The following is a 19386-nucleotide window of genomic DNA, read 5'->3' as shown; positions in this document are numbered from 1 at the left end:
GTGCAAGCCCTTTCTCATCCATATACTGACCAATTGGTCAAAGTATTCGGTCAAAATTGAACGCCCCCGACACCCTGGCCCCATCGGCCACCCTTTCCGCCGACCCCACCCGGGGCGAATTCACCGTGCGCGTGGCCCGGGTGCAGCGCCACACCGCCGAGGTGAGCGGCTACCGCCTGGAGCGCTGCGACGGCCAGGCCTTGCCCGCCGCCGAGGCCGGCGCCCACATCGACCTCTACCTGCCCGGCGGCCTGGCGCGCAGCTACTCGCTCTGCGGCGAGCCGGCGCTGAGCGCCGAAGGCTATGAGATCGCGGTCAAGCGCGAGGACGCCGGCCGCGGCGGCTCGCGCGCGGTGCACGAGCACCTGCGCGAAGGCCGGCTGCTGCGCATCGGCCGCCCGCGCTGCCTGTTCCCGCTGGCGCCCCAGGCGCCGCACCACCGCCTGCTGGGCGGCGGCATCGGCGTGACGCCGCTGGTGGCCATGGCGCACGCCCTGCACGCGCGCGGCGCGGCCTTCGACCTGCACGTCTTTGTGCGCAGCGCCGAGCACCTGCCGCTGCGCGCCGCGCTGGACGCCGCGCCCTGGCGCGGGCGCGTGACGGTGCACCGCGACGACGCGCCCGCCACCCGCACCGACCCCGCCGCCCTGGTGGCCCAGGCCCCGGCCGGCGCGCACCTCTACTACTGCGGCCCCGAAGGCTTCATGGCCGCCCTGCGCGAGGCCAGCCGCGACTGGCCGGCCGAGCGCGTGCATTTCGAGCACTTCGGCGCGCCCCCGAAAGAGGCCGCGCCCGGCGCCGACGCCGGCTTCGAGCTGATCCTGGCGCGGCGCCAGCAGCGCCTGCACGTGCCCGCGGGCAAGAGCATCGCGATGGTGCTGCACGGCGCGGGCATTGCGGTGGACACGGTCTGCGAGCAGGGCATCTGCGCGTCCTGCATCACGCCCTATCTCGACGGCACGCCCGACCACCAGGACAGCTGCCTCACCGACGAGGAGCGCGCCACGCACGTGGCGGTGTGCTGCGCGCGCGCGCTCACGCCCACCCTCACGCTGGACATCTGAGCCGGCGCGAACGAGCCCCGCATGACCCCCCAGCCCCCCGTGCCCGACACCGACACGCCCGCCGCGCTGCATGGCGCGCGCCTGCCGCGCTGGCTGCTGCCCGCCGACTGGCCGACGCACGAGGGCCGGCCCGCGCTCGCGCGCCTCGAACTGGCCGACGGCCGCATCGCCCGCGTGCGCCCGCTGCCCGCCGCCGAGGGGCCCGCGGGCCAGGCGCGCTGGGACCTGCACGGCGCGCCGGTGCTGCCCGGCTTCGTGGAAGCGCACGCCCACCTCGACAAGGCCTTCATCGGCCCGCGCCTGGGCGCGGTGCGCCCAGGCCTGCTCGGCGCCATCGAGGCGGTGATCGCCGACCGCGAGCGCTGGACGCGCGAGGACCTGCGATCGCGCATGCGGCGCGGCCTTCACTGGGCCTGGCAGGCCGGCACCACGCGGCTGCGCACGCACATCGACTGGTGGGACCCGCAGGCCACGCCGCTGGCCTGGGAGGTGATGGGCGAGCTTGCGCACGAATGGCGCGATCGCCTGGCGATCGAGCGCGTCGCGCTGGTCAAGCTCGGCCCCTGCGAGGACCGCGCCGTGGCGCAGGCGCTGGCCAGGCGCATCGCCGGCGACGGACCGGGCGCCCTGCTGGGCGGCTTCGTGCACAGCAGCCAGTGGAACCCCGGCGCGCTGCGCGAGCTGCTGCGCGCCGCGCAGGACGAGGGCCTGGACCTCGACCTGCACGTGGACGAAGAGCTCAACCCCGAGGCCGAGGGCCTGGCCTGGCTCGCCCGCAACCTGCGCGCCACGCGCTTCGACGGCCGCGTGGTCTGCGGCCACACCTGCGCGCTGGCGGCCCAGCCGGAATCGCGCGCACTCGCCACGCTGGACGCGGTGGCGCGCGCGCCCATCACCCTGGTGTCCCTGCCCATCACCAACCTGCTGCTGCAGGACGCCGCCACCGGCCGCACGCCGCGCCAGCGCGGCCTCACCCTGGTCAAGGAAGCGCGCGCGCGCGGCATCCCGCTGCTGATCGGCAGCGACAACGTGCAGGACCCGTTCTGCCGCGTGGGCAGCCTGGACCCGGTCGAGGCCATGCAGGCCGCGGTGCTCGCGGGCCAGCTCGACGGGGCCTTTGACCACTGGTCGATGGCCCTGTGCCGCGCCGACTGGCTGGGCCGCGAGGCAGCGGCCGCCGCGCCCGGCCTCGAAGGCCGGCCCGCCGACCTGGTGATCTTCGACCGCGCCGAGGCCACGGCCTGGCCCTCGCGCGCCGCGCGGCGCCGCGTGCTGCGCGGCGGCCGCGCCATCGACACCGACACGAGCACCGACACCAACGACAGCGGCGCCCCCGCGCGCTGACCCCGCCCCCCCCCCAGAGAACCCCACCCATGCTGCACGGCTACTTCCCCCCGCACCGCTTCCTGCCCTACCTGAGCTGGACCGAGATCACCGCCCTGCCCGACCGCGAGAACACCGTCATCGTGCTGCCCGTCGGCGCTACCGAGCAGCACGGCCCGCACCTGCCCTGCTCGGTCGACACCGTGATCGCCGCCGGCGTGATCGGCAAGGCCTTCGAGCGCCTGCCCGCCGAGGTGCGCGCCTTCGGCCTGCCGCCCATCAGCTACGGCAAGTCCGAGGAGCACCTGCACTTCGCCGGCACCATGACGCTGAGCGGCACCACGCTGCTCTCCACCATGATCGAACTCGGCGAGTCGGTCTACCGCTCGGGCTTTCGCAAGCTGGTCTTCGCCAACGGCCACGGCGGCCAGCCCCAGGTGCTGGAGATGGCCGCGCGCGAGCTGCGCCTGCGCCACGGCGACTTCGTCATCGTGCCCTTCGGCGTTTCGCGCGTGCCCAACGTGTCCGGGCAGTTCATCAGCGACCAGGAGCGCAAGCAGTCCATGCACGCGGGCCATTCCGAGACCGCGCTCATGCTCGCGCTGGCGCCCGACACCGTGCACATGGAGCGCGCCGAGGCCGCCTTCCCGCCGGTCTTCCCCTCCAAGATCCTGTCGGCCGACGGCCGCCCCGCCTGCGCCTGGGTGGCGCGCGACTTCGGCCCCAGCGGCGTGATCGGCGATCCCACCACGGCCACGCGCGAGCAGGGCGAGGCCATCCTCGACAGCCTGGCCAACAGCTGGGTCCAGGCCATCACCGAGCTGCACGCCATGCAATGGGTCGTGCGCGAACAAACCACCTGGGAGCGCGGCCACCACACGGGCCACATCCAGCAGACCCTGGCCGACTGAGGCCACCCACCGATCCCGTCCCCACCACCCCCCAGCCAGAAAGGCCCGCCATGACCTCTCGCCCCCTGTTCCGCCTGCGCCGCGCGCTCGGCGCCACCGCCCTCGGCCTGCTGGGCCTCGCCGCCAGCGCGCAGGCCCAGGAGAAGTTCACCTTCATGACCAACTGGTACGCGCAGGCCGAGCACGGCGGCTTCTACCAGGCCCTGGCCACCGGGCTCTACAAGAAGCACGGCCTGGACGTGAGCCTGCGCATGGGCGGCCCGCAGGTGAACATCCTGCAGATCATGGGCGCGGGCCAGACCGACTGCATCATGGGCGCCACCGACACGCAGATGATGGTCGCGCGCAACAACGGCCTGCCCATCGTCACCGTGGCCGCGGTCTTCCAGAAGGACCCGCAGGTGCTGATCGCGCACGAGCAGGTGAAGTCCTTCGAGGACATGAAGGACAAGACCATCCTGATCGCGCCCACCGCCATGCGCGGCTACTGGTCCTGGCTCAAGGGCAAGTACGGCTTCAAGGATTCGCAGGTGCGGCCCTACACCTACAACATCCAGCCCTTCGTGGCCGACAAGAACATCGTGCAGATGGGCTATCTCTCGTCCGAGCCCTTCGCCATCCAGAAGCAGGGCATCAAGGCCAACACCTTCCTGCTCGCCGACCACGGCTACCCCCCGTACGCCAACACCATCTCCTGCATGGACAAGACCGTGAAGGAGCGCCGCCAGGCCGTGACCGCCTTCGTGCGCGCCAGCGCCGAGGGCTGGAAGGCCTACCTCGCCGACCCCAGCGCCGGCAACGCGCTCATCAAGAAGGACAACCCCAACATGACCGACGAGCAGCTCGCCTACGGCATCGGCAAGCTCAAGGAAATGGGGATCATCACCAGCGGCGACGCGCAGAAGCAGGGCATCGGCACCATCACCCGCGAGCGCCTGCTCAAGACCCACGCCTTCCTGGTGGAGAACCAGCTCATCGACCCGGCCAAGGTCAACCTCGACCAGGCCTACGACTTCGACCTGGTCCGCGACATCAAGGTCCTGCCCTGAACCGCCCCCGGCCCGCGCCGCGCCCCGGCGCGGGCCTTGTTTTTTTCCCCCGCCAACACAACCCCCACCTCACGATGACCAGCCCGCCCTCGCCTGCCGCTGCGCCCCCCGTGGCCATCGACATCCGACAAGTCCAGAAAACCTACCCCAACGGCACCGTGGCCCTGCAGCCGGTGGACCTGAGCGTGCGCGAGGGTGAGTTCGTCACCCTGCTCGGCCCCTCGGGCTGCGGCAAGAGCACGCTGCTCAAGATGATCGCGGGCCTGCTGGAGCCCAGCAGCGGCAGCCTCAAGCTCTGGGGCGAGGGCGTGAACCAGCTCGAACGCTCGGGCCACCGCCTGTCCTTCGTCTTCCAGGCGCCCACGCTCATGCCCTGGGCCAACGTGCAGACCAACGTGCGCCTGCCGCTGGACCTGGCCGGCGTGCCGCGCGCCGAGGCCGACGCGCGCGTGGCCGACGCGCTCGCGCTGGTGGGCCTGTCCAAGTTCGCCAAGGTGCTGCCGCGCTCGCTCTCGGGCGGCATGCAGATGCGCGTGTCCATCGCGCGCGGCCTGGTGGTGGAGCCCACGCTGCTGCTCATGGACGAGCCCTTCGGCGCGCTCGACGAGATCACGCGCCACAAGCTCGACGCCGACCTGCTGGAGCTCTGGCAGAAGAAGAACCTCACCGTCGTCTTCGTCACCCACTCCATCCACGAATCGGTGTTCCTCTCCAGCCGCGTGGTGATGATGGCCGCGCGCCCGGGCCGCATCGTGGAGGAATTCCGCATCGACGAACCCTATCCCCGCCGCCCCGAGTTCATGGTCAGCACCGACTTCAGCCACCACGCCAAGAACCTGCAGGACAGCCTGCACCGCGCCAGCCGCGACACCCAGGAAACCGCCGAAGAGGTGCGCGCATGAACGCGGTCCAGCCCCCCCTGCTCTCCCAGCCGCGCGTGCAGCGCGTGCTCTACCCCTCGCTGGTCGCTGTGGTGCTGATCGCGCTGTGGCAGGCGCTGGTGGTCGGCCTGGAGTTGCCGCCCTACCTGATCCCTTCGCCGCTGCTGATGATGCAGACCCTGATCGGCGACTGGGGCACGCTGTTCGACTCGCTGATGATCACCATGAAGATCACGGTGCTGTCCTTCATCGTCGCGGTGGTGGTCGGCGTGCTGATCTCCTTCCTGTTCGTGCAGAGCCGGCTGATCGAGACCGCGCTGTTCCCCTACGCGGTGCTGCTGCAGGTCACGCCCATCGTGGCCATCGCCCCCCTGATCATCATCTGGGTCAAGCAGCCGACGGCCTCGCTGGTGGTCTGCGCCACGCTGGTCGCGCTGTTCCCCATCATCTCGAACACCACCCTGGGCCTGCGCAGCGTCGACCCCGACCTGCAGGCCTACTTCAAGATGAACCGCGCCTCGCGCATGCAGATGCTCTGGCGCCTGCGCATCCCCAGTGCCCTGCCCTATTTCTTCGGCGGACTGCGCATCTCCTCGGGCCTGGCGCTGATCGGGGCCGTGGTGGCCGAGTTCGTCGCCGGCACCGGCGGCACCAACACCGGCCTGGCCTACCAGATCCTGATGGCCGGCTACCAGCTCGACATCCCGCGCATGTTCGCCGCCCTGCTGCTCATCTCGCTGGCGGGCGTGTTCCTGTTCGTGCTCATGGCCTGGCTCACCAAGCTCGCGCTCGGCTCCTGGCACGCCAGCGAGATCGCGCAGGATTGAACACCCCCGCCGCGCTTCGCGCGACCCCCTCAAGGGGGCGGCACCTGCGGCCCGGCAGAGCCGGTTCCGCGGTGCCCTCGACGAGGCACGGCTGACGCAAGGAATCTGAATGAACGCTTCCATCCAATCGCTCCAGCAGGAGCTGCCCGATCTCGACTGGATCACCGACCCCATCAAGGTCGGCCGGCTGTCGCAGGACTTCTCCTGGTTCAGCCCCGTGCTCAAGCGCCAGCTGCTGGGCAAGCGCGGCGACATCGCCGTGCGCCCGCGCACCGAGGACGAGCTGCGCCGCCTGGCCTCGGCCTGCGCGCGCCTGGGCGTGCCGCTCACGCCGCGCGGCAGCGGCACTGGCAACTACGGCCAGTGCGTGCCGCTGCACGGGGGCGTGCTGCTCGACATGAGCGGCTACAGCCAGTTCCTGTGGGCGCGCCCCGGCGTGGGCCGCGCGCAGGCCGGCATCCGCATCGGCGACTTCGACGCCGCCGCGCGCCCGAGCGGCTGGGAGCTGCGCTGCATCCCCTCCACCTTCCGCACGGCCTCGCTCGGCGGCCTGTTCAGCGGCGGCTTTGGCGGCGCGGGCTCCATCAACTACGGCCCCATCGGCGCGCCCGGCAACATCCTCGGCGTGCGCGCCATGAGCGTCGAGGCCGAGCCCCAGGTGGTGGAGCTGCGCGGCCCCGAGGCCCTGCTGCTGCACCACCTGTGGGGCACCAACGGCCTGGTGCTGGAAGTGGAAATGGCCCTGGCGCCGGCGCATCCCTGGCTGGAGATGATCGTCGCCTTCGACGACATGGACCGCGCGCTGAATTTCGGCAACGCGCTCGCGCACGCGCCGGGCATCGTGAAGAAGAACATCGCCCTGCTGGCCGACCCGATCCCGGGCTACATGGCGCCGCTGGCCGAGCACCTGCCCCAGGGCTGCCACGCCGCGCTGCTGCTGGTGGCCGAGTTCTCGGAGGCCGCGGCGCTGCAGCTGGTGGCCGCGCACGGCGGGCGCATCACCTACCGCCGCACCGCCGATGAGGTGCAGGCCCAGCACCACACGCTGCTGGAGTACTGCTGGAACCACACCACGCTGAACGCGCTGAAGGCCGACAAGGGCCTGACCTACCTGCAGACCACCTTCACGCCCGGCCAGCACCTGGACCAGGTGCGCACCATCCAATCGCTGTTCGGCGACGAGGTGCTGATGCACGTGGAGTTCCTGCGCAGCATGGACGGCTTCACCACCTGCACCTCGCTGCCGCTGGTGCGCTTCAGCACCGAGGAGCGCCTGAACCAGATCATCCAGACCTTCCGCGACAACGGCATCCGCGTGAACAACCCGCACACCTACATCATCGAAGAGGGCAAGGTGGGCGGTGACCTGCCGCAGAGCGTGATCGACATGAAGAAGCGCTTCGACCCCGCGGGCCTGCTGAACCCCGGGAAGATGCGCGCCTGGGGTTTGCCCAACTGAAGGAAAGAGGCGACATGAGCACCGGTCAACCCATGGCCCGCTACGCCGCCGCGCGGCGCGTGGGCGACTTCGTCTTCATGAGCGGCGTGGTCGCCGTGAACCCCGCGACGCGCGAAGCCGTGCGGCGCTACGAGGACCTGCCCGAGGCCGCGCGCGCGGCGCTGCGCGCGCTGGGCTACGACACCGGGCAGATGTCGGTGGACCTCTTCGAGGCGCCCATCGTGGCGCAGAGCTGGCTGGTGCTCGACCGCATCCGCCAGCTCGCCGAGGAGCACGGCGGGCGCATGGCCGACGTGGTCAAGCTGGTGCAGTACTTCCGCCACCTGCGCGACTACGCGCCCTACAACCGCGTGCGCGGCCTGTTCTACCCGGACGAGCCGCCGGTGAGCACCGTGGTGGAGGTCTCGCGCTTCCTGCCGGGCGACGAGGTGCTGGTGGAAGTGGAGGCCACGATGTACCTGCCACGCTGAGCGCGGCGGGCGTTCACGAACCGCGCGGTGAACGCCCGTTCGCCCTAAGCGCCCCGCGCCAGGGGCAGCGTGCGCACCAACACCGGCACCCAGCGGTCGCACAACCGCTGCACCGCCGTGCCCAGCAGCAGCACCGCGGCCCAGGCCAGGGCCGTCCACAGCCAGGCCTGGCCGAGGCCGCCGAGGTCCAGCCGCTCCCACAGGCCGCTGGCCACGATGATCACGGCGAAGTGGCAGACGAAAACGCTGTAGGACACGTCGCTGAGGTGCTCCACCGCGCGGCGCAGAGGACTCAGCACGGAACGCCAGGTGAGGTGCGAGCCGGCGTACAGGGCCAGCGCGGTGGTCAGGGCCAGGATGGGCCGGGCCCGGGGGTCCTGCAGCCAGTCCAGCGCCAGCAGCGCGGCCGTCAGCCACCAGCACAGGGCCGCCCGCGCGCTGCCGCGCGACCAGGCCGCCAGCGCGCCCAGGCCGTAGGCCGAGAGGAAGTAGATGGCCCAGACGTCGAGCGCCGGCTGGCGGCTGAACACCTCGATGGACGCCACCGTGGCGATGGCCACCACCAGGGGCACGAAGGAATCGGCCAAGGGCTTGGCCGAGCGCGCAGCGAAACAGGCCAGCACGGCGAACAGCCCGAACAGCTGCAGATCGATGGCCACGTACCAGGCGCCGGCCGACAGCGACGGCACGCCCAGCACGTCCTGCAGGAAGAACAGGTGCGCGAGGAACTGGCCCACCGAGGGCAGCGGCGAGACCCAGTCCTGCTGCGCCAGCTCCTGGCCCAGCCACCGCGTGGCGGCCACCACCAGCGCCAGGGCGACGAGGAACTGGGGCACCAGGCGCAGGTAGCGTTGCCAGATCAAGGGCACCGGGGCGAGGCCGCGCCGCTTGCCGAGCGACTGCGCCGTGAGGAAGCCGCCGATCACGAGGAAGGGCTGCACCGCGTAGCGGCCGTCGTCGTACAGGAAAGCGACCAACCGCGGCCAGGCGTCCGCGATCCAGTCGGTCATGGGCGCGTAGAGCGAGAGGTGGTGCAGCACGATGAGCTGCGAGGCCAGGGCCTTGATGCCGTCGATCAACGCGGAGCGGTTCATGTGGCTGCGTGCTGCGGGAGGGCCCTGGAAAGCAAAACGCCCAACCGGAAGGGTTGGGCGTCGAATCTTGGTGGTGTAGTCCCCTACTAGAGAGAACCTTCCTGCCTCACCGGCGAGGACACCGTAGGCGAGATTATATACGATGCGGAGGTCCGGGTGGACTTTGGCTGTCTCCGCGCATTTCCGACCTTCGATAGCTTGCGCTGCCACGGTCAGCGCCCGGGGTTCTTGACCTTCAGATGGCGGCATGAATAGCGCTGCTGCCCCCAGGACACGGCAAAGGTTTCGGAAACCTCGTACCAGTTGCCGCCTGGATGACCACCGCCGTGGTTCTCCCCCATGCAGGAGCATTCGCAGTGAAAGCCCTCAGCGTTCCAGCATGCTGGAGCGCATTTCTGGTGCTCCCGGTACAACTGGATCACGTAGACCTCTTGGTGTCGCCTCAGCGCAAGTTTGATCACGCTGTCGAACCACGCAGTCGGAATTTCCCAGGCCTTGAACTGCGCACACCAATCGGGCTTCATGCGTCGGCCATCCCGCAGCCACTCCATGTTCCCTTCGGCAAACGGAATGCGTGCCAAGACCGGGAGTGGCTTATTGCGCTTGAAGATGACCGGGATTTTTCCCTGACGCCAAAGATCCTTCAGTTGCGAGTCGCTCAGATCCTGTGACATGAGGGACTCGACTCCCTGGCTCAGCGCTGCTTGTTGGCCTGGGACAGAACCGAAGCCGCCAGTTCTTTCGTCTCTTTGGCGTATCGGTCGCTGGCCAAAACGCGTGCGGCCTTGTCCTCCATCTGGGCACCGGTCTGTTTGTCGCCGCTGCGCTGAGACAGTGCCGAGGCGGCCAGACTCTTGGCCACTTGCGACGAACTACTGCTTTGCAGCGTTTCCGACGCCAGCCGACCAATTCGTGAGGACGTCTGCTTTGTGTTCTTGGACATCGCTGTTCCTTTCACATCAGGATTTGGAGACGGGCCGGAATGGCACCACCTTATTGCCTTGGGCTGGTTGGTCATCAACCTGCTTCTGGGTTGCTTTCAGCCGTGCAAACTCCACGACATTAGTTTTGCCCTGGAAGTAGCCTTCAGGCAATCCGGCGAGTGCTTCCACGTCGCCCGCAGCCAGTCCGATGTGTCTCGGGATGGCGTCCAAAGGCATGACCTTCTCTTCGACCAACAGATCGATGGTGCGACGAAGCAGACGTGGCTGCTCTGGGCGACGATCCTCGTCTCCGGGTTCCGATTTCGCACCCCACCGAGCAGAGCGACGCTTGAAAAGCATCAGAGCACCATCTTCATCCAACATCTCAAGTGCCTTGAGCCGCATGATGATCGCAGCTGCCGACACGCCCCAACGGCGCTTCAGCAGCAACAAGTCATCCAGAGTCGGTGGCACACGAACTTCGCTGGCGAACGTTTCGGCGGGCAGCAAAAAAGCGCCTGCGAAGCGGTGCGCCTGCTGCTCCATCAGTTTGTGGCGTGCGCTGTCAGTCGTGCGCTGAATGTGACGATGCAGAACAAGATGCCCGATTTCGTGGGCAAGGTCGAAGCGACTGCGGTAACCGTTGTCCTTGTCGGCGGACAGGAGGATCAACGGTCGGCCCAATACCTCGCTCCAAGCCGACAGCCCTTCAATCTGGGCAACGCCGGTTTCTTCCCGAACGAGGATGACCCCAGCGCCTTCCACGGCCAGTGCCAAGTCTTGAATCGCCGAGCGGCCCAGCCGCCACAGATCCCGGCATTCGCAGGCAGCCTTCTCGATGTCCTCGTTAGTGATCTGCTCCGGTTCGGTGTAATCCCGAGAGGGCAAATTGACATCGGGGTAGTCAACGTACTCCATCAGGGCAGCCGCCACGTCTTGGGCCCACTCAAGGCGGGCCTCCAGCATGGCGCGTGCAGCGACGTGCGCTGACGCGTTGCTGCGAAAAAGCGGCAACGACAACTTCGCCCCGGGCGCACGCGTAAACCATTCCGGCGTGACGTTGACCACGCCAGCAAGGCGTTCAAGCGCGTCACGCTCGGGCGCTTGCGTTCCTGCGCGCCACTTACTGACGGTCGCCGGAGACACGTCGACCATTGAGGCCAGCTGGACTTGAGTCAGACGACGGGCCGCAAGAATTTGGCTAAGTCGATCTTTCTGAAATCCTTGTACACCACCCCTGCTCATGATCCTGTTCCGTCTTTGTCTTGTTGTTTGCCAATGTTCTTCTTCAGCTTCGGCACAGCCAAATCGTCCTGGCCTGCGGTCGGCTGCAGGTCGTAGCGCTTGATGAATGCGTCAATGGGTTCCCGGAAAAGCCAGCCTTGCATGTGGCGATCTGGGACCGCGATTTCGATGGAGACGGGTGTGTCCGGCTGGCTGTGCAGCGATCCTGCAAAGCAGGCCACGACGAACACAACCGCTTGGGATGGCTCCACGTAGCCTGAAAAGAGTCCGGGTTGAACCAGTGGCTCGATGGCTGCGTTCGCCAGGGACATCTGTTTTCGGGTTTCGCTGCGCCGCCCGCTGTTCCAGACCCCATACTTGGTGTTGAACCGTGCCAAGGTGAAGATCCCAGAGCGGCCCGTGACGATCTGATTGCCACGTAGCGGTGAAGGAGATGCGTCTGCAACGGCAAGTGCGCGATGGAAGGACTCGTTCATATGGAAGTGGCGCAACTGCCCCACCACGCTGGGCAAGTGCCCGTCATCCATCCCTCGCGCCGCAGCATAGGCACGTTGAGCGCCGACCAGCTTGGCTTCTTCGAGGCCCATGACAAGCTCACGCGGGATATTCCTCACAAGCAAGTCATGGATCGTTTCTTGGTTCGGCTGGGCCATTGGCAACTCCGTCATCGGATTTCGTTCAGGCGGATTCTATCATCAAATAATTTCGCTTAAAAGGTTTTCGTGTAGGGGATGCTGCGATTGAAGCGGCCACACCCCCGATTTGTAGCGCGCCCAGCGGATCGTATGCCAACAGCGATAACGGGAGAACGTGGGATAAATGTTTCGTTTTGTCTTCCAGAAGTTGCATTCGACGAAATAACGGAACATACTCCACCCATGCTCTCCAGTACCCACAATCAACGCGTCCTCGATCTGGCCAGCCAGAAGGGGCTACTGCGCGCCAGCGATCTGGACGCCATCAGTGCGCCTCGGGTCGTTCTGACGCGCCTGACCGCTGCGGGCCTACTAGAGAAGGTGGGGCGTGGCCTGTACCGTCTGCCGGATGCACAGGTTTCGGAATTCGAGAGCCTTGGCACCATCGCCACCAAGGTACCTCAAGCGGTGTTCTGCCTGCTTACGGCGCTGCAGTTTCATGAGCTGACCACCCAGCTGCCGCGTCAGATCTGGATCGCCATGCCTCGGGGCAGCCACCCACCCCGGGTCGACTACCCGCCCGTCAAGATGGTGCAGTTCACGGGCGATGCCTACTCGGCAGGGATTGAGGAAGTCGAACGCGACGGTGTCAGGCTCCGGGTGTACGGCGTGGCCAAGACCGTGGCGGACTGCTTCAAGCACCGCAACAAGATCGGGCTGGATGTGGCGCTGGAGGCGCTGAAGGACGCTCGGGCGCGCAGCAAGGCCTCCGTCGACGACATCTGGCGATTCGCCAAGATATGCCGCGTGGCCAATGTGATGCGCCCCTATCTGGAGAGCGTTGGATGAGTGCGGCTACCCCAGCTGTCGCGGCATCCGTCCGTGCGCGTCTGCTCAATGTCGCCAAGGCGCAAGGCGTCGATTTCAATCAGGTGCTGGTGCGCTTCGCCTTGGAGCGCATCCTCTACCGGCTGACCCAGTCGCAGCACGCGGACCGCTTTCTGCTCAAAGGTGCGCTGCTGTTCACGCTCTGGTACGACATGCCACACCGGGCCACACGCGATGCCGACCTCTTGGGTTTCGGTGCCAGTGATCTGGAGTCAGTGGCCCAAGTATTCCGGGACATCGCAGCTGTACCAGTCGACGACGGCATTGTGTTCGACCCAGCCTCCGTCACGGTCGAGGAGATCCGCAAGGAAGCTGGCTACGGTGGCGTTCGCGTGATGATTGCAGGCGACCTGGCCAGAGCACGCTGCAAGACCCAAATCGATGTCGGCTTCGGCGACGCCGTCACCCCTGCGCCTGTTGATTCGGTCTACCCAGTACTGCTGGAGGAAATGCCCGCCCCACGGCTGCGGGCCTACCCAACGTACACCGTCATCGCGGAAAAGCTCCACGCCATCGCGTTGCTGGGCATGACCAACAGCCGCTTGAAGGACTACTTCGATCTGTCTGTGCTGTTGGAACGAGAAACTCTGGACACTGATCTGCTGGCCCAGGCGATCAAGGCCACGTTCGAAAGACGGGGCATGGCGCTTCCTGATGCGCTGCCAGTCGGCCTGACGGACGAGTTTGCGCACGACGCTTCGCGCCAGGCGCTGTGGCTGGCATTTCTCAAGAAGAACGAACTTCCGCCAGAACCCTTGGCCGCCATCGTTGGCCGCTTGAGCGTGGCATTGGCACCCGCGTTGAACACCGTCGCTCGTTGAATATCCCTTCATAGGGCAGCCGCTTCGCGCCCTTCGCCACGGTCAGTGGCGGTCTCCATACGGACTTTGCATGGAGACCACGATGACTACTCGACTTTGCGCACACTGCGGCCACCCCTTCGAACCCCGCCCACAGGTTCCCGACCAAGCGTTCTGCTCCGCCCCTGAATGCCAGCGGGCTCGCAAGCGCGACTGGCAGCGGGCAAAACTCCAATCCGATCCTGACTACCGCATCAATCAGCAGGCGGCCCAACGCGCGTGGTCACAGCGCAATCACGACTATTGGCGCAATCACCGAGACGAACAACAGGCCAATGGCGATCAAGGGGAACAACCTACCGCCGCCCATCGGCAGGCAGTCATCGATCCTGTAAAGATGGACGTGTCAGCGCTGCCTTCCGGCATCTACCGGATCACAAGACGTCCGGAATTTCCCAATGGAACACCGGGTTCTTGGGTAGTTGAAATCACGCTGCTGTGCGAAACCTGTGAATGCAAGATGGATGCGTCAAGAGATGACTTGATCGACACGCAGGGAGTCCAGCCTTAACTTCAAGCCCAAATGGGCTCTCGATCATCCTGGATGGCAACAATTTCAACCATGTGCATTCCGGCCGCGTATCGCAGGTCATGTGTATGCCAATGAGGTGAAAGGCAGGCCCGAGAGCAAGTTCACACAACATAAAGTGATCGGGTCTATGCAGGCAGAAGAGTTCTCCATTCCGGGGGCGGATCAGCCACCGACATTTCGGGCCGCCGAGTACGTGCGGATGTCGACCGAGCACCAGCAGTATTCGACGGAAAACCAAGCCGACAAGATCCGCGAGTACGCGGCTCGGCGCAACATCGAAATCGTTCGCACCTATGCCGACGAGGGCAAGAGCGGCTTGCGCATCGATGGGCGGCGAGCGCTGCAGCAACTGATCAAGGACGTCGAGGCAGGCATCGCGGACTTCCAGATCATTCTCGTCTACGACGTCAGCCGCTGGGGCCGGTTTCAGGATGCCGATGAGAGCGCCTATTACGAATACATTTGCCGCCGCGCCGGAATCCAGGTCGCGTACTGCGCAGAGCAGTTCGAAAACGACGGCTCACCAGTGTCGACCATCGTCAAGGGCGTCAAGCGTGCGATGGCTGGCGAATACAGCCGGGAGTTGTCGGCCAAGGTGTTCGCCGGGCAGTGCCGCCTGATTGAGTTGGGCTTTCGGCAAGGCGGACCCGCTGGCTACGGCCTGCGACGCGTGCTGGTCGATCAGTCCGGCACGCTCAAAGGTGAATTGGCTCGCGGCGAGCACAAGAGCCTGCAAACCGACCGCGTCATTCTTCAGCCGGGGCCGGATGATGAGGTCGCCGTGGTCAACCAGATCTACCGCTGGTTTGTCACCGACAACCTGACGGAGCTGGACATCGCCGAACGGCTGAACGCACAAGGTACGCGGACTGACCTTGGGCGGGATTGGACGCGAGCGACCGTCCGCGAGGTACTGTCCAACGAGAAATACATCGGCAACAACATCTACAACCGTCGATCTTTCAAGCTCAAGAAGCACCGAGTGGTTAACAGCCCCGACATGTGGATCAAGAAGGAAGGTGCGTTCGAGGGCATCGTGCCACCAGAGCTCTTCTACACGGCGCAGGGCATCTTGCGCGCAAGGGCACATCGCTACAGCGACGAGGAGTTGATCGAGAAGCTGCGCAATCTGTACCAGCGCCACGGGTACCTCTCCGGCCTGATCATCGATGAGGCAGATGGCATGCCGTCTGCGGCGGCCTATGCACATCGATTCGGCAGTTTGGTTCGCGCCTACCAGGCGGTGGGCTTCACTCCGGATCGCGACTACCAGTATCTGGAGGTGAATCAGTTTCTGCGCAGACTGCATCCAGAGATCGTCAGCCAGACCGAACGCACGATTGCCGAGGTCGGCGGCAACGTCGAACGTGACCCGGCCACCGACCTTCTCACCGTGAATCGCGAGTTCACCGTTTCACTGGTGCTGGCGCGGTGCCAATTGCTCGACAACGGGCGACGGCGCTGGAAGGTGCGCTTCGACACCAGCCTCGCACCCGATATCACGGTGGCCGTGCGGCTGGACGACAGCAACCAGGCTGCCTTGGACTACTACCTGCTGCCGCGACTGGACTTCGGCCAGGCACGCATCCATCTGGCCGACCACAACGGCATCGAGTTTGAGTGCTATCGCTTCGACAGCCTGGACTACCTCTACGGCATGGCGCGGCGCATCCGCATACGGAGGGCCGCATGAGTCAAGACAAAGAGCATCGGCATTCGGAGTTGCGGATGATTCCGCTCAACCGGATTGAGGTTCTCAACCCCCGCGAGCGCAACAGCCGGGTCTTCGAGCAGATCGTCGGCAACATCCAGAGCATCGGCCTGAAAAAGCCCATCATCGTGACGCCGCGTCCAGGGAGCAACGGCGAGCACTATCTCCTCATCTGCGGCGAGGGGCGGTTCAAGGCCTTCAAGACGCTCGGGCATCAAGAGATCCCGGCAATGGTGATGAACGTCGATGACGAATCGGCCTTCATCATGAGCCTCACCGAGAACATCGCCCGGCGAAAGTTCAGCCCGTTGGAATTGCTGTCCGGCATCGAGCAGCTGCGGGATCAGGGCTACGACAAGAAATCGATTGCCCAAAAGACAGGCCTGAGTCCGGAGTACGTGCAGGGCATCCTGCAGTTGCTGCAGAACGGTGAACAGCGACTGCTGATGGCCGTCGGCAGCGGGCGCATCCCTCTCAATGCGGCGATCACCATTGCTGGCGCGGGCAGCGACGAAAAAGCCATTCAAGCCGCATTGCAAGATGCCTACGAAACCGGAAAGCTGCGTGGCAGCCAGTTGATCCAAGCCCGTCGTGTGATCGAACGTCGCCGCACCCAAGGCAAGTCCATCGGCGGCAGGATGACCTCCCGCAAGACCAATGAGGATGTCACCACGTCCAGTCTGGTGCGGAACTACCAGCGGGAAGTCGAGCGACAGAAGCTGCTGGTCAGGAAAGCAGAGACGGCTCAACGCAACTTGCTGTTCATTGTCGGGGCCCTGCGCCAACTGCTGGCCGACGAGAATTTCACCACGCTGCTGCGCGCGGAGGGGCTGGACACACTGCCCCAGTATCTGGCGGAGCGGGTCTGGTCTCGAGGGAGCGGCGCATGAGCAAACCGCCCTTGGGCTTCGTTCCGGAGCCATTGGTTCTGCCCCTCTCGTCCGTCCTGCCCTCGCGTAAGACGCCAGAAGGCTTGCTTGCCTCACGGAAATTCAAGCAGATCACCGCATCTATCGAGGCGGTCGGGCTGATCGAACCCCTGTCGGTGGGAAAGCCCAACCGCGAGGGGCAGCACATCTTGCTGGACGGGCACACACGACTGGTCGCGCTGAAACAGCTGGGCTTCGACAAGGCTCCCTGCCTGGTAGCCACCGATGACGAAAGCTACACCTACAACAACCGGATCAATCGCCTCTCCAGTATTCAGGAGCACCTCATGATCCGTCGCGCTGTCGAACGGGGTGTCACCCCGGAAAAGCTGGCGAAGGCCTTGGACGTGGACATCAGCCACATCATCAAGAAGCTAAACCTGCTGGAAGGCATCTGCCCGGAGGCCGCCGAATTGCTGCGCGACCAGACGTTTTCGGCAAACCTTGGTGCGGTCCTGCGTAAGCTCAAGCCGACGCGTCAGGTTGAGTGCGTCGAACTGATGGTCAGTGCCAACAACATCACGGTCGCCTATGCCCAGGCCTTGGTTGCGGCGACACCCAGCAACTTGCTCGTCGGCGAGGCCAAGCCCAAGAAGATGACCGGAGTTAGCGCCGACCAGATGGCCAAGATGGAGAGGGAAATGGGCAACCTCCAAGAGCAGTTCAAGCTTGCCGAGCAAACCTACGGTCAGGACATCCTCAACCTGGTGCTAGCCAAGGGCTATCTCGCCAAGTTGATGGCGAACGAAGCCATCTTGCGTCACCTGACCAGGAACCACCCCGACGTGCTGAACGAGTTCGACAGCATCGTCCGTATGGTGGCGCTGGACAAATAAGCGGCGCGCTATCGGCCCAGTGAGCGAAACCCTTCCCACCGGAAGGTCGTGATGGCGTCCACGCAGGCGGCCACGGTTCTTTAACAATCTGGAAGCATCAGGGTCATAGCCCCCAAAACGGAGTTTCTGCCCCCCTCCGTGATCAAGGGCGGTGACCGACAGGCTTGCCGCTGGCCTGCCCACGCGCATCGGGGCCTGCGCCTGGGCGAACAGCGGCACCTAATCTTGCTTGCTCAGACACAAGTGATGGCGCATAATGTAATCAAAATGATGATATAAATGGCGCCATGATGAGCAGTCAATCCAATTTTCGCGGTCTTCCTGTCGTCTCGCATGGATGAGGAGTCTTTGACGATGCACCCTCAGCGTGTCGAAAGTTTGAGTCATACCCAGCGCGAGCGCTTGGCCTACATCGACTTCCGCCTGTACTTCATGGGGGAAGTTGGCCGTCCTGATTTGGCCAGCCGCTTTGGCGTGGCACCCGCAGCAGCCACTCGCGATCTGGCTCTGTACCGCGAGGTTGCGCCGCAAAACATCGAGTTCGATGGCAGCAACAAGATCTACAGAATTGGCAAAGCGTTCGCGCCTTTGTTCGATCATGCCCCGCAGCGAGTTTTGTCAGCGCTGTCGCTTGGGTTCGGCGATGGGGTGAATGGCGAGTCGCTGCCAATGCTTCCCTGCGAGTCACCAGCGGCGCTGAGTAATCCCCGCATGGATGTACTGGCACCTATCTGTCGCGCGATCCACGCCAAGCGCCCGGTGGCCATACGCTACCACTCGATGAGCAGTGGTGAGTCGGAACGGGTGATCGTTCCCTTCGCCTTGGTCGATACCGGCCTGCGCTGGCACGTCCGGGCCTTTGATCGCAAGAGCGGCGAGTTCCGGGACTTTGTCGTCACCCGCATCGAAACACCGACATTGCTCGATGAGGAGCCCAAGGCCAACGAGCGCCCGGACAACGACATCCAGTGGACTCGGATCGTCGAATTGGACTTGGTACCCCACCCGCGCCTGAACCGTCCCGAGATCATTCGAATGGACTACGGGATGAAAGATGGTTCGATCCGGATGCGCGTCCGTGCGGCAGTGGCTGGCTACATGCTCCAGCGTTGGAGCGTCGATGCCTCGCCAGACCACAGCTTGCAAGGTCACGAGTACAGACTTTGGCTGAAAGACCATTTGGCACTCTATGGCGTCAAGAACGCGCTGTTGGCACCCGGCTACCGCTCGCCTGACCACCGTCGGCCAGAAGCCGAAGCGGAATGAGGGGCTGCTGATGCTAACGAAACTTGAACGGTACGTAGACCAGCTTGGTGAGTTGCACACAAAACTCATCGTGCTGGCAGGGCCGCGTGGCAGTGGCAAAACCAAGTTGCTGCAGGAGTTGGGAGCCAAGCTGGGTGTTCAGCCGCTGAACATCAATCTGGAGTTGGGGCGTCGCTTGTCGGCCACGCCGCACGCAGCCCGTGGTTTTTCTGCGGGCCAGCTGCTGCGGGAAATCGCTGACAAGCAGCGCAAAGATGAGGTGCTGCTGCTCGACAACATCGAGTTGTTGTTTGAGCGCGGCCTGGAGATCAATCCGCTGGATCTGATCAAGCGGCTGGCCCACGCAAAGCGTGTCGTGGCGGTTTGGCCCGGCGAACTACGCGGGAATCGGTTGTATTACGCCGAAATGACCCATCCGGAATATCGCGACTACGACGCTGATGGCGTGGTCGCAGTCGAGATTTGAAGCATAGGGGAACGAGG

General features: G+C 65.3%; 21 protein-coding genes. 16 read left to right on the top strand and 5 right to left on the bottom strand.

What is annotated here, in order from left to right:
- Positions 1 to 56 precede the first annotated feature (56 nt).
- From JNX00_RS02505 to JNX00_RS02470, 8 genes are all read left to right on the top strand, one after another.
- Complete coding sequence (locus tag JNX00_RS02505; protein WP_204743990.1) at positions 57 to 1064, top strand: PDR/VanB family oxidoreductase; 1008 nt, start codon at positions 57 to 59, stop codon at positions 1062 to 1064.
- Positions 1065 to 1085: 21 nt separating this feature from the next.
- Positions 1086 to 2408, top strand: coding sequence for an amidohydrolase family protein (locus JNX00_RS02500; protein ID WP_204743989.1), 1323 nt, complete (start codon positions 1086 to 1088; stop codon positions 2406 to 2408).
- A gap of 29 nt (positions 2409 to 2437) precedes the next feature.
- The gene (locus JNX00_RS02495) at positions 2438 to 3298 is read left to right on the top strand and encodes a creatininase family protein (protein ID WP_070400481.1); all 861 of its coding nucleotides are present in this window, start codon (positions 2438 to 2440) and stop codon (positions 3296 to 3298) included.
- A 50-nt stretch (positions 3299 to 3348) separates the two neighbouring features.
- Positions 3349 to 4347, top strand: coding sequence for an ABC transporter substrate-binding protein (locus tag JNX00_RS02490; RefSeq protein WP_070400482.1), 999 nt, complete (start codon positions 3349 to 3351; stop codon positions 4345 to 4347).
- 74 nt (positions 4348 to 4421) lie between these two features.
- Positions 4422 to 5249, top strand: a complete 828-nt coding sequence (locus JNX00_RS02485) for an ABC transporter ATP-binding protein (RefSeq protein ID WP_070400483.1) — start codon at positions 4422 to 4424, stop codon at positions 5247 to 5249.
- A complete protein-coding gene (locus JNX00_RS02480; RefSeq protein ID WP_204743988.1) occupies positions 5246 to 6055 on the top strand; it encodes an ABC transporter permease in 810 nt (269 codons plus the stop codon). Before JNX00_RS02485 ends, JNX00_RS02480 begins: the two co-directional genes overlap by 4 nt.
- Positions 6056 to 6164: 109 nt before the next feature.
- The gene (locus tag JNX00_RS02475; RefSeq protein WP_070400485.1) at positions 6165 to 7514 is read left to right on the top strand and encodes an FAD-binding oxidoreductase; all 1350 of its coding nucleotides are present in this window, start codon (positions 6165 to 6167) and stop codon (positions 7512 to 7514) included.
- A 14-nt stretch (positions 7515 to 7528) separates the two neighbouring features.
- Positions 7529 to 7984 carry a RidA family protein gene (locus JNX00_RS02470; RefSeq protein WP_070400486.1) on the top strand — a complete coding sequence of 152 codons (456 nt, stop codon included), beginning with the start codon at positions 7529 to 7531 and terminating at the stop codon, positions 7982 to 7984.
- Positions 7985 to 8028: 44 nt separating this feature from the next.
- On the opposite strand, the gene JNX00_RS02465 is transcribed toward JNX00_RS02470, so the two are convergent.
- The 5 genes from JNX00_RS02465 to JNX00_RS02445 form a co-directional block, all read right to left on the bottom strand.
- A complete protein-coding gene (locus tag JNX00_RS02465; RefSeq protein ID WP_204743987.1) occupies positions 8029 to 9078 on the bottom strand; it encodes an acyltransferase in 1050 nt (349 codons plus the stop codon).
- Between the two features lie 212 nt (positions 9079 to 9290).
- Positions 9291 to 9752 carry a hypothetical protein gene (locus JNX00_RS02460; protein ID WP_204743986.1) on the bottom strand — a complete coding sequence of 154 codons (462 nt, stop codon included), beginning with the start codon at positions 9750 to 9752 and terminating at the stop codon, positions 9291 to 9293.
- A gap of 20 nt (positions 9753 to 9772) precedes the next feature.
- On the bottom strand, positions 9773 to 10021 hold the full coding sequence (locus JNX00_RS02455; RefSeq protein ID WP_020200504.1) for a hypothetical protein: 249 nt from the start codon (positions 10019 to 10021) through the stop codon (positions 9773 to 9775).
- A 16-nt stretch (positions 10022 to 10037) separates the two neighbouring features.
- Positions 10038 to 11246, bottom strand: coding sequence for an XRE family transcriptional regulator (locus JNX00_RS02450; protein ID WP_153169291.1), 1209 nt, complete (start codon positions 11244 to 11246; stop codon positions 10038 to 10040).
- Entirely contained in the window at positions 11243 to 11899 is a 657-nt protein-coding gene (locus tag JNX00_RS02445; RefSeq protein ID WP_204743985.1) for an alpha/beta hydrolase, read from the bottom strand. The genes JNX00_RS02450 and JNX00_RS02445 overlap by 4 nt, the downstream gene beginning before the upstream one ends.
- A 225-nt stretch (positions 11900 to 12124) precedes the next feature.
- Between JNX00_RS02445 and JNX00_RS02440 the strand changes: the two genes are divergently transcribed.
- The 8 genes from JNX00_RS02440 (at position 12125) to brxF (ending at position 19369) form a co-directional block, all read left to right on the top strand.
- A complete protein-coding gene (locus JNX00_RS02440) occupies positions 12125 to 12730 on the top strand; it encodes a type IV toxin-antitoxin system AbiEi family antitoxin domain-containing protein (protein ID WP_062794306.1) in 606 nt (201 codons plus the stop codon).
- Positions 12727 to 13590, top strand: a complete 864-nt coding sequence (locus tag JNX00_RS02435; RefSeq protein WP_204743984.1) for a nucleotidyl transferase AbiEii/AbiGii toxin family protein — start codon at positions 12727 to 12729, stop codon at positions 13588 to 13590. Before JNX00_RS02440 ends, JNX00_RS02435 begins: the two co-directional genes overlap by 4 nt.
- A 70-nt stretch (positions 13591 to 13660) precedes the next feature.
- Positions 13661 to 14140, top strand: a complete 480-nt coding sequence (locus JNX00_RS02430) for a hypothetical protein (RefSeq protein ID WP_239478243.1) — start codon at positions 13661 to 13663, stop codon at positions 14138 to 14140.
- 148 nt (positions 14141 to 14288) lie between these two features.
- Positions 14289 to 15854 (top strand): recombinase family protein, encoded by a 1566-nt coding sequence (locus JNX00_RS02425; protein WP_204743983.1) that lies wholly within the window; start codon positions 14289 to 14291, stop codon positions 15852 to 15854.
- Positions 15851 to 16762 carry a ParB/RepB/Spo0J family partition protein gene (locus tag JNX00_RS02420; RefSeq protein WP_204743982.1) on the top strand — a complete coding sequence of 304 codons (912 nt, stop codon included), beginning with the start codon at positions 15851 to 15853 and terminating at the stop codon, positions 16760 to 16762. Before JNX00_RS02425 ends, JNX00_RS02420 begins: the two co-directional genes overlap by 4 nt.
- The gene (locus JNX00_RS02415; RefSeq protein ID WP_204743981.1) at positions 16759 to 17637 is read left to right on the top strand and encodes a plasmid partitioning protein RepB C-terminal domain-containing protein; all 879 of its coding nucleotides are present in this window, start codon (positions 16759 to 16761) and stop codon (positions 17635 to 17637) included. The genes JNX00_RS02420 and JNX00_RS02415 overlap by 4 nt, the downstream gene beginning before the upstream one ends.
- A gap of 354 nt (positions 17638 to 17991) precedes the next feature.
- Positions 17992 to 18903, top strand: coding sequence for a WYL domain-containing protein (locus JNX00_RS02410; protein ID WP_204743980.1), 912 nt, complete (start codon positions 17992 to 17994; stop codon positions 18901 to 18903).
- Positions 18904 to 18913: 10 nt separating this feature from the next.
- The gene (brxF, locus tag JNX00_RS02405) at positions 18914 to 19369 is read left to right on the top strand and encodes a BREX-3 system P-loop-containing protein BrxF (RefSeq protein ID WP_239478242.1); all 456 of its coding nucleotides are present in this window, start codon (positions 18914 to 18916) and stop codon (positions 19367 to 19369) included.
- Positions 19370 to 19386 lie beyond the last annotated feature (17 nt).

This window comes from Hydrogenophaga sp. YM1 (genome assembly GCF_016903055.1).
GTDB classification, from domain to species: domain Bacteria; phylum Pseudomonadota; class Gammaproteobacteria; order Burkholderiales; family Burkholderiaceae_C; genus Hydrogenophaga; species Hydrogenophaga borbori.
This window is presented reverse-complemented; position numbering and strand designations above follow the sequence as displayed.

Coding starts and splice junctions, on each gene's coding strand:
- JNX00_RS02475 (WP_070400485.1), top strand. CDS start 6,165: ATGAACGCTTCCATCCAATCGCTCCAGCAGGAGCTGCCCGATCTCGAC.
- JNX00_RS02485 (WP_070400483.1), top strand. CDS start 4,422: ATGACCAGCCCGCCCTCGCCTGCCGCTGCGCCCCCCGTGGCCATCGAC.
- JNX00_RS02495 (WP_070400481.1), top strand. CDS start 2,438: ATGCTGCACGGCTACTTCCCCCCGCACCGCTTCCTGCCCTACCTGAGC.
- brxF (WP_239478242.1), top strand. CDS start 18,914: ATGCTAACGAAACTTGAACGGTACGTAGACCAGCTTGGTGAGTTGCAC.
- JNX00_RS02445 (WP_204743985.1), bottom strand. CDS start 11,899: ATGGCCCAGCCGAACCAAGAAACGATCCATGACTTGCTTGTGAGGAAT.
- JNX00_RS02490 (WP_070400482.1), top strand. CDS start 3,349: ATGACCTCTCGCCCCCTGTTCCGCCTGCGCCGCGCGCTCGGCGCCACC.
- JNX00_RS02425 (WP_204743983.1), top strand. CDS start 14,289: ATGCAGGCAGAAGAGTTCTCCATTCCGGGGGCGGATCAGCCACCGACA.
- JNX00_RS02470 (WP_070400486.1), top strand. CDS start 7,529: ATGAGCACCGGTCAACCCATGGCCCGCTACGCCGCCGCGCGGCGCGTG.
- JNX00_RS02410 (WP_204743980.1), top strand. CDS start 17,992: ATGCACCCTCAGCGTGTCGAAAGTTTGAGTCATACCCAGCGCGAGCGC.
- JNX00_RS02420 (WP_204743982.1), top strand. CDS start 15,851: ATGAGTCAAGACAAAGAGCATCGGCATTCGGAGTTGCGGATGATTCCG.
- JNX00_RS02430 (WP_239478243.1), top strand. CDS start 13,661: ATGGAGACCACGATGACTACTCGACTTTGCGCACACTGCGGCCACCCC.
- JNX00_RS02450 (WP_153169291.1), bottom strand. CDS start 11,246: ATGAGCAGGGGTGGTGTACAAGGATTTCAGAAAGATCGACTTAGCCAA.
- JNX00_RS02465 (WP_204743987.1), bottom strand. CDS start 9,078: ATGAACCGCTCCGCGTTGATCGACGGCATCAAGGCCCTGGCCTCGCAG.
- JNX00_RS02455 (WP_020200504.1), bottom strand. CDS start 10,021: ATGTCCAAGAACACAAAGCAGACGTCCTCACGAATTGGTCGGCTGGCG.
- JNX00_RS02480 (WP_204743988.1), top strand. CDS start 5,246: ATGAACGCGGTCCAGCCCCCCCTGCTCTCCCAGCCGCGCGTGCAGCGC.
- JNX00_RS02460 (WP_204743986.1), bottom strand. CDS start 9,752: ATGTCACAGGATCTGAGCGACTCGCAACTGAAGGATCTTTGGCGTCAG.
- JNX00_RS02440 (WP_062794306.1), top strand. CDS start 12,125: ATGCTCTCCAGTACCCACAATCAACGCGTCCTCGATCTGGCCAGCCAG.
- JNX00_RS02435 (WP_204743984.1), top strand. CDS start 12,727: ATGAGTGCGGCTACCCCAGCTGTCGCGGCATCCGTCCGTGCGCGTCTG.
- JNX00_RS02500 (WP_204743989.1), top strand. CDS start 1,086: ATGACCCCCCAGCCCCCCGTGCCCGACACCGACACGCCCGCCGCGCTG.
- JNX00_RS02415 (WP_204743981.1), top strand. CDS start 16,759: ATGAGCAAACCGCCCTTGGGCTTCGTTCCGGAGCCATTGGTTCTGCCC.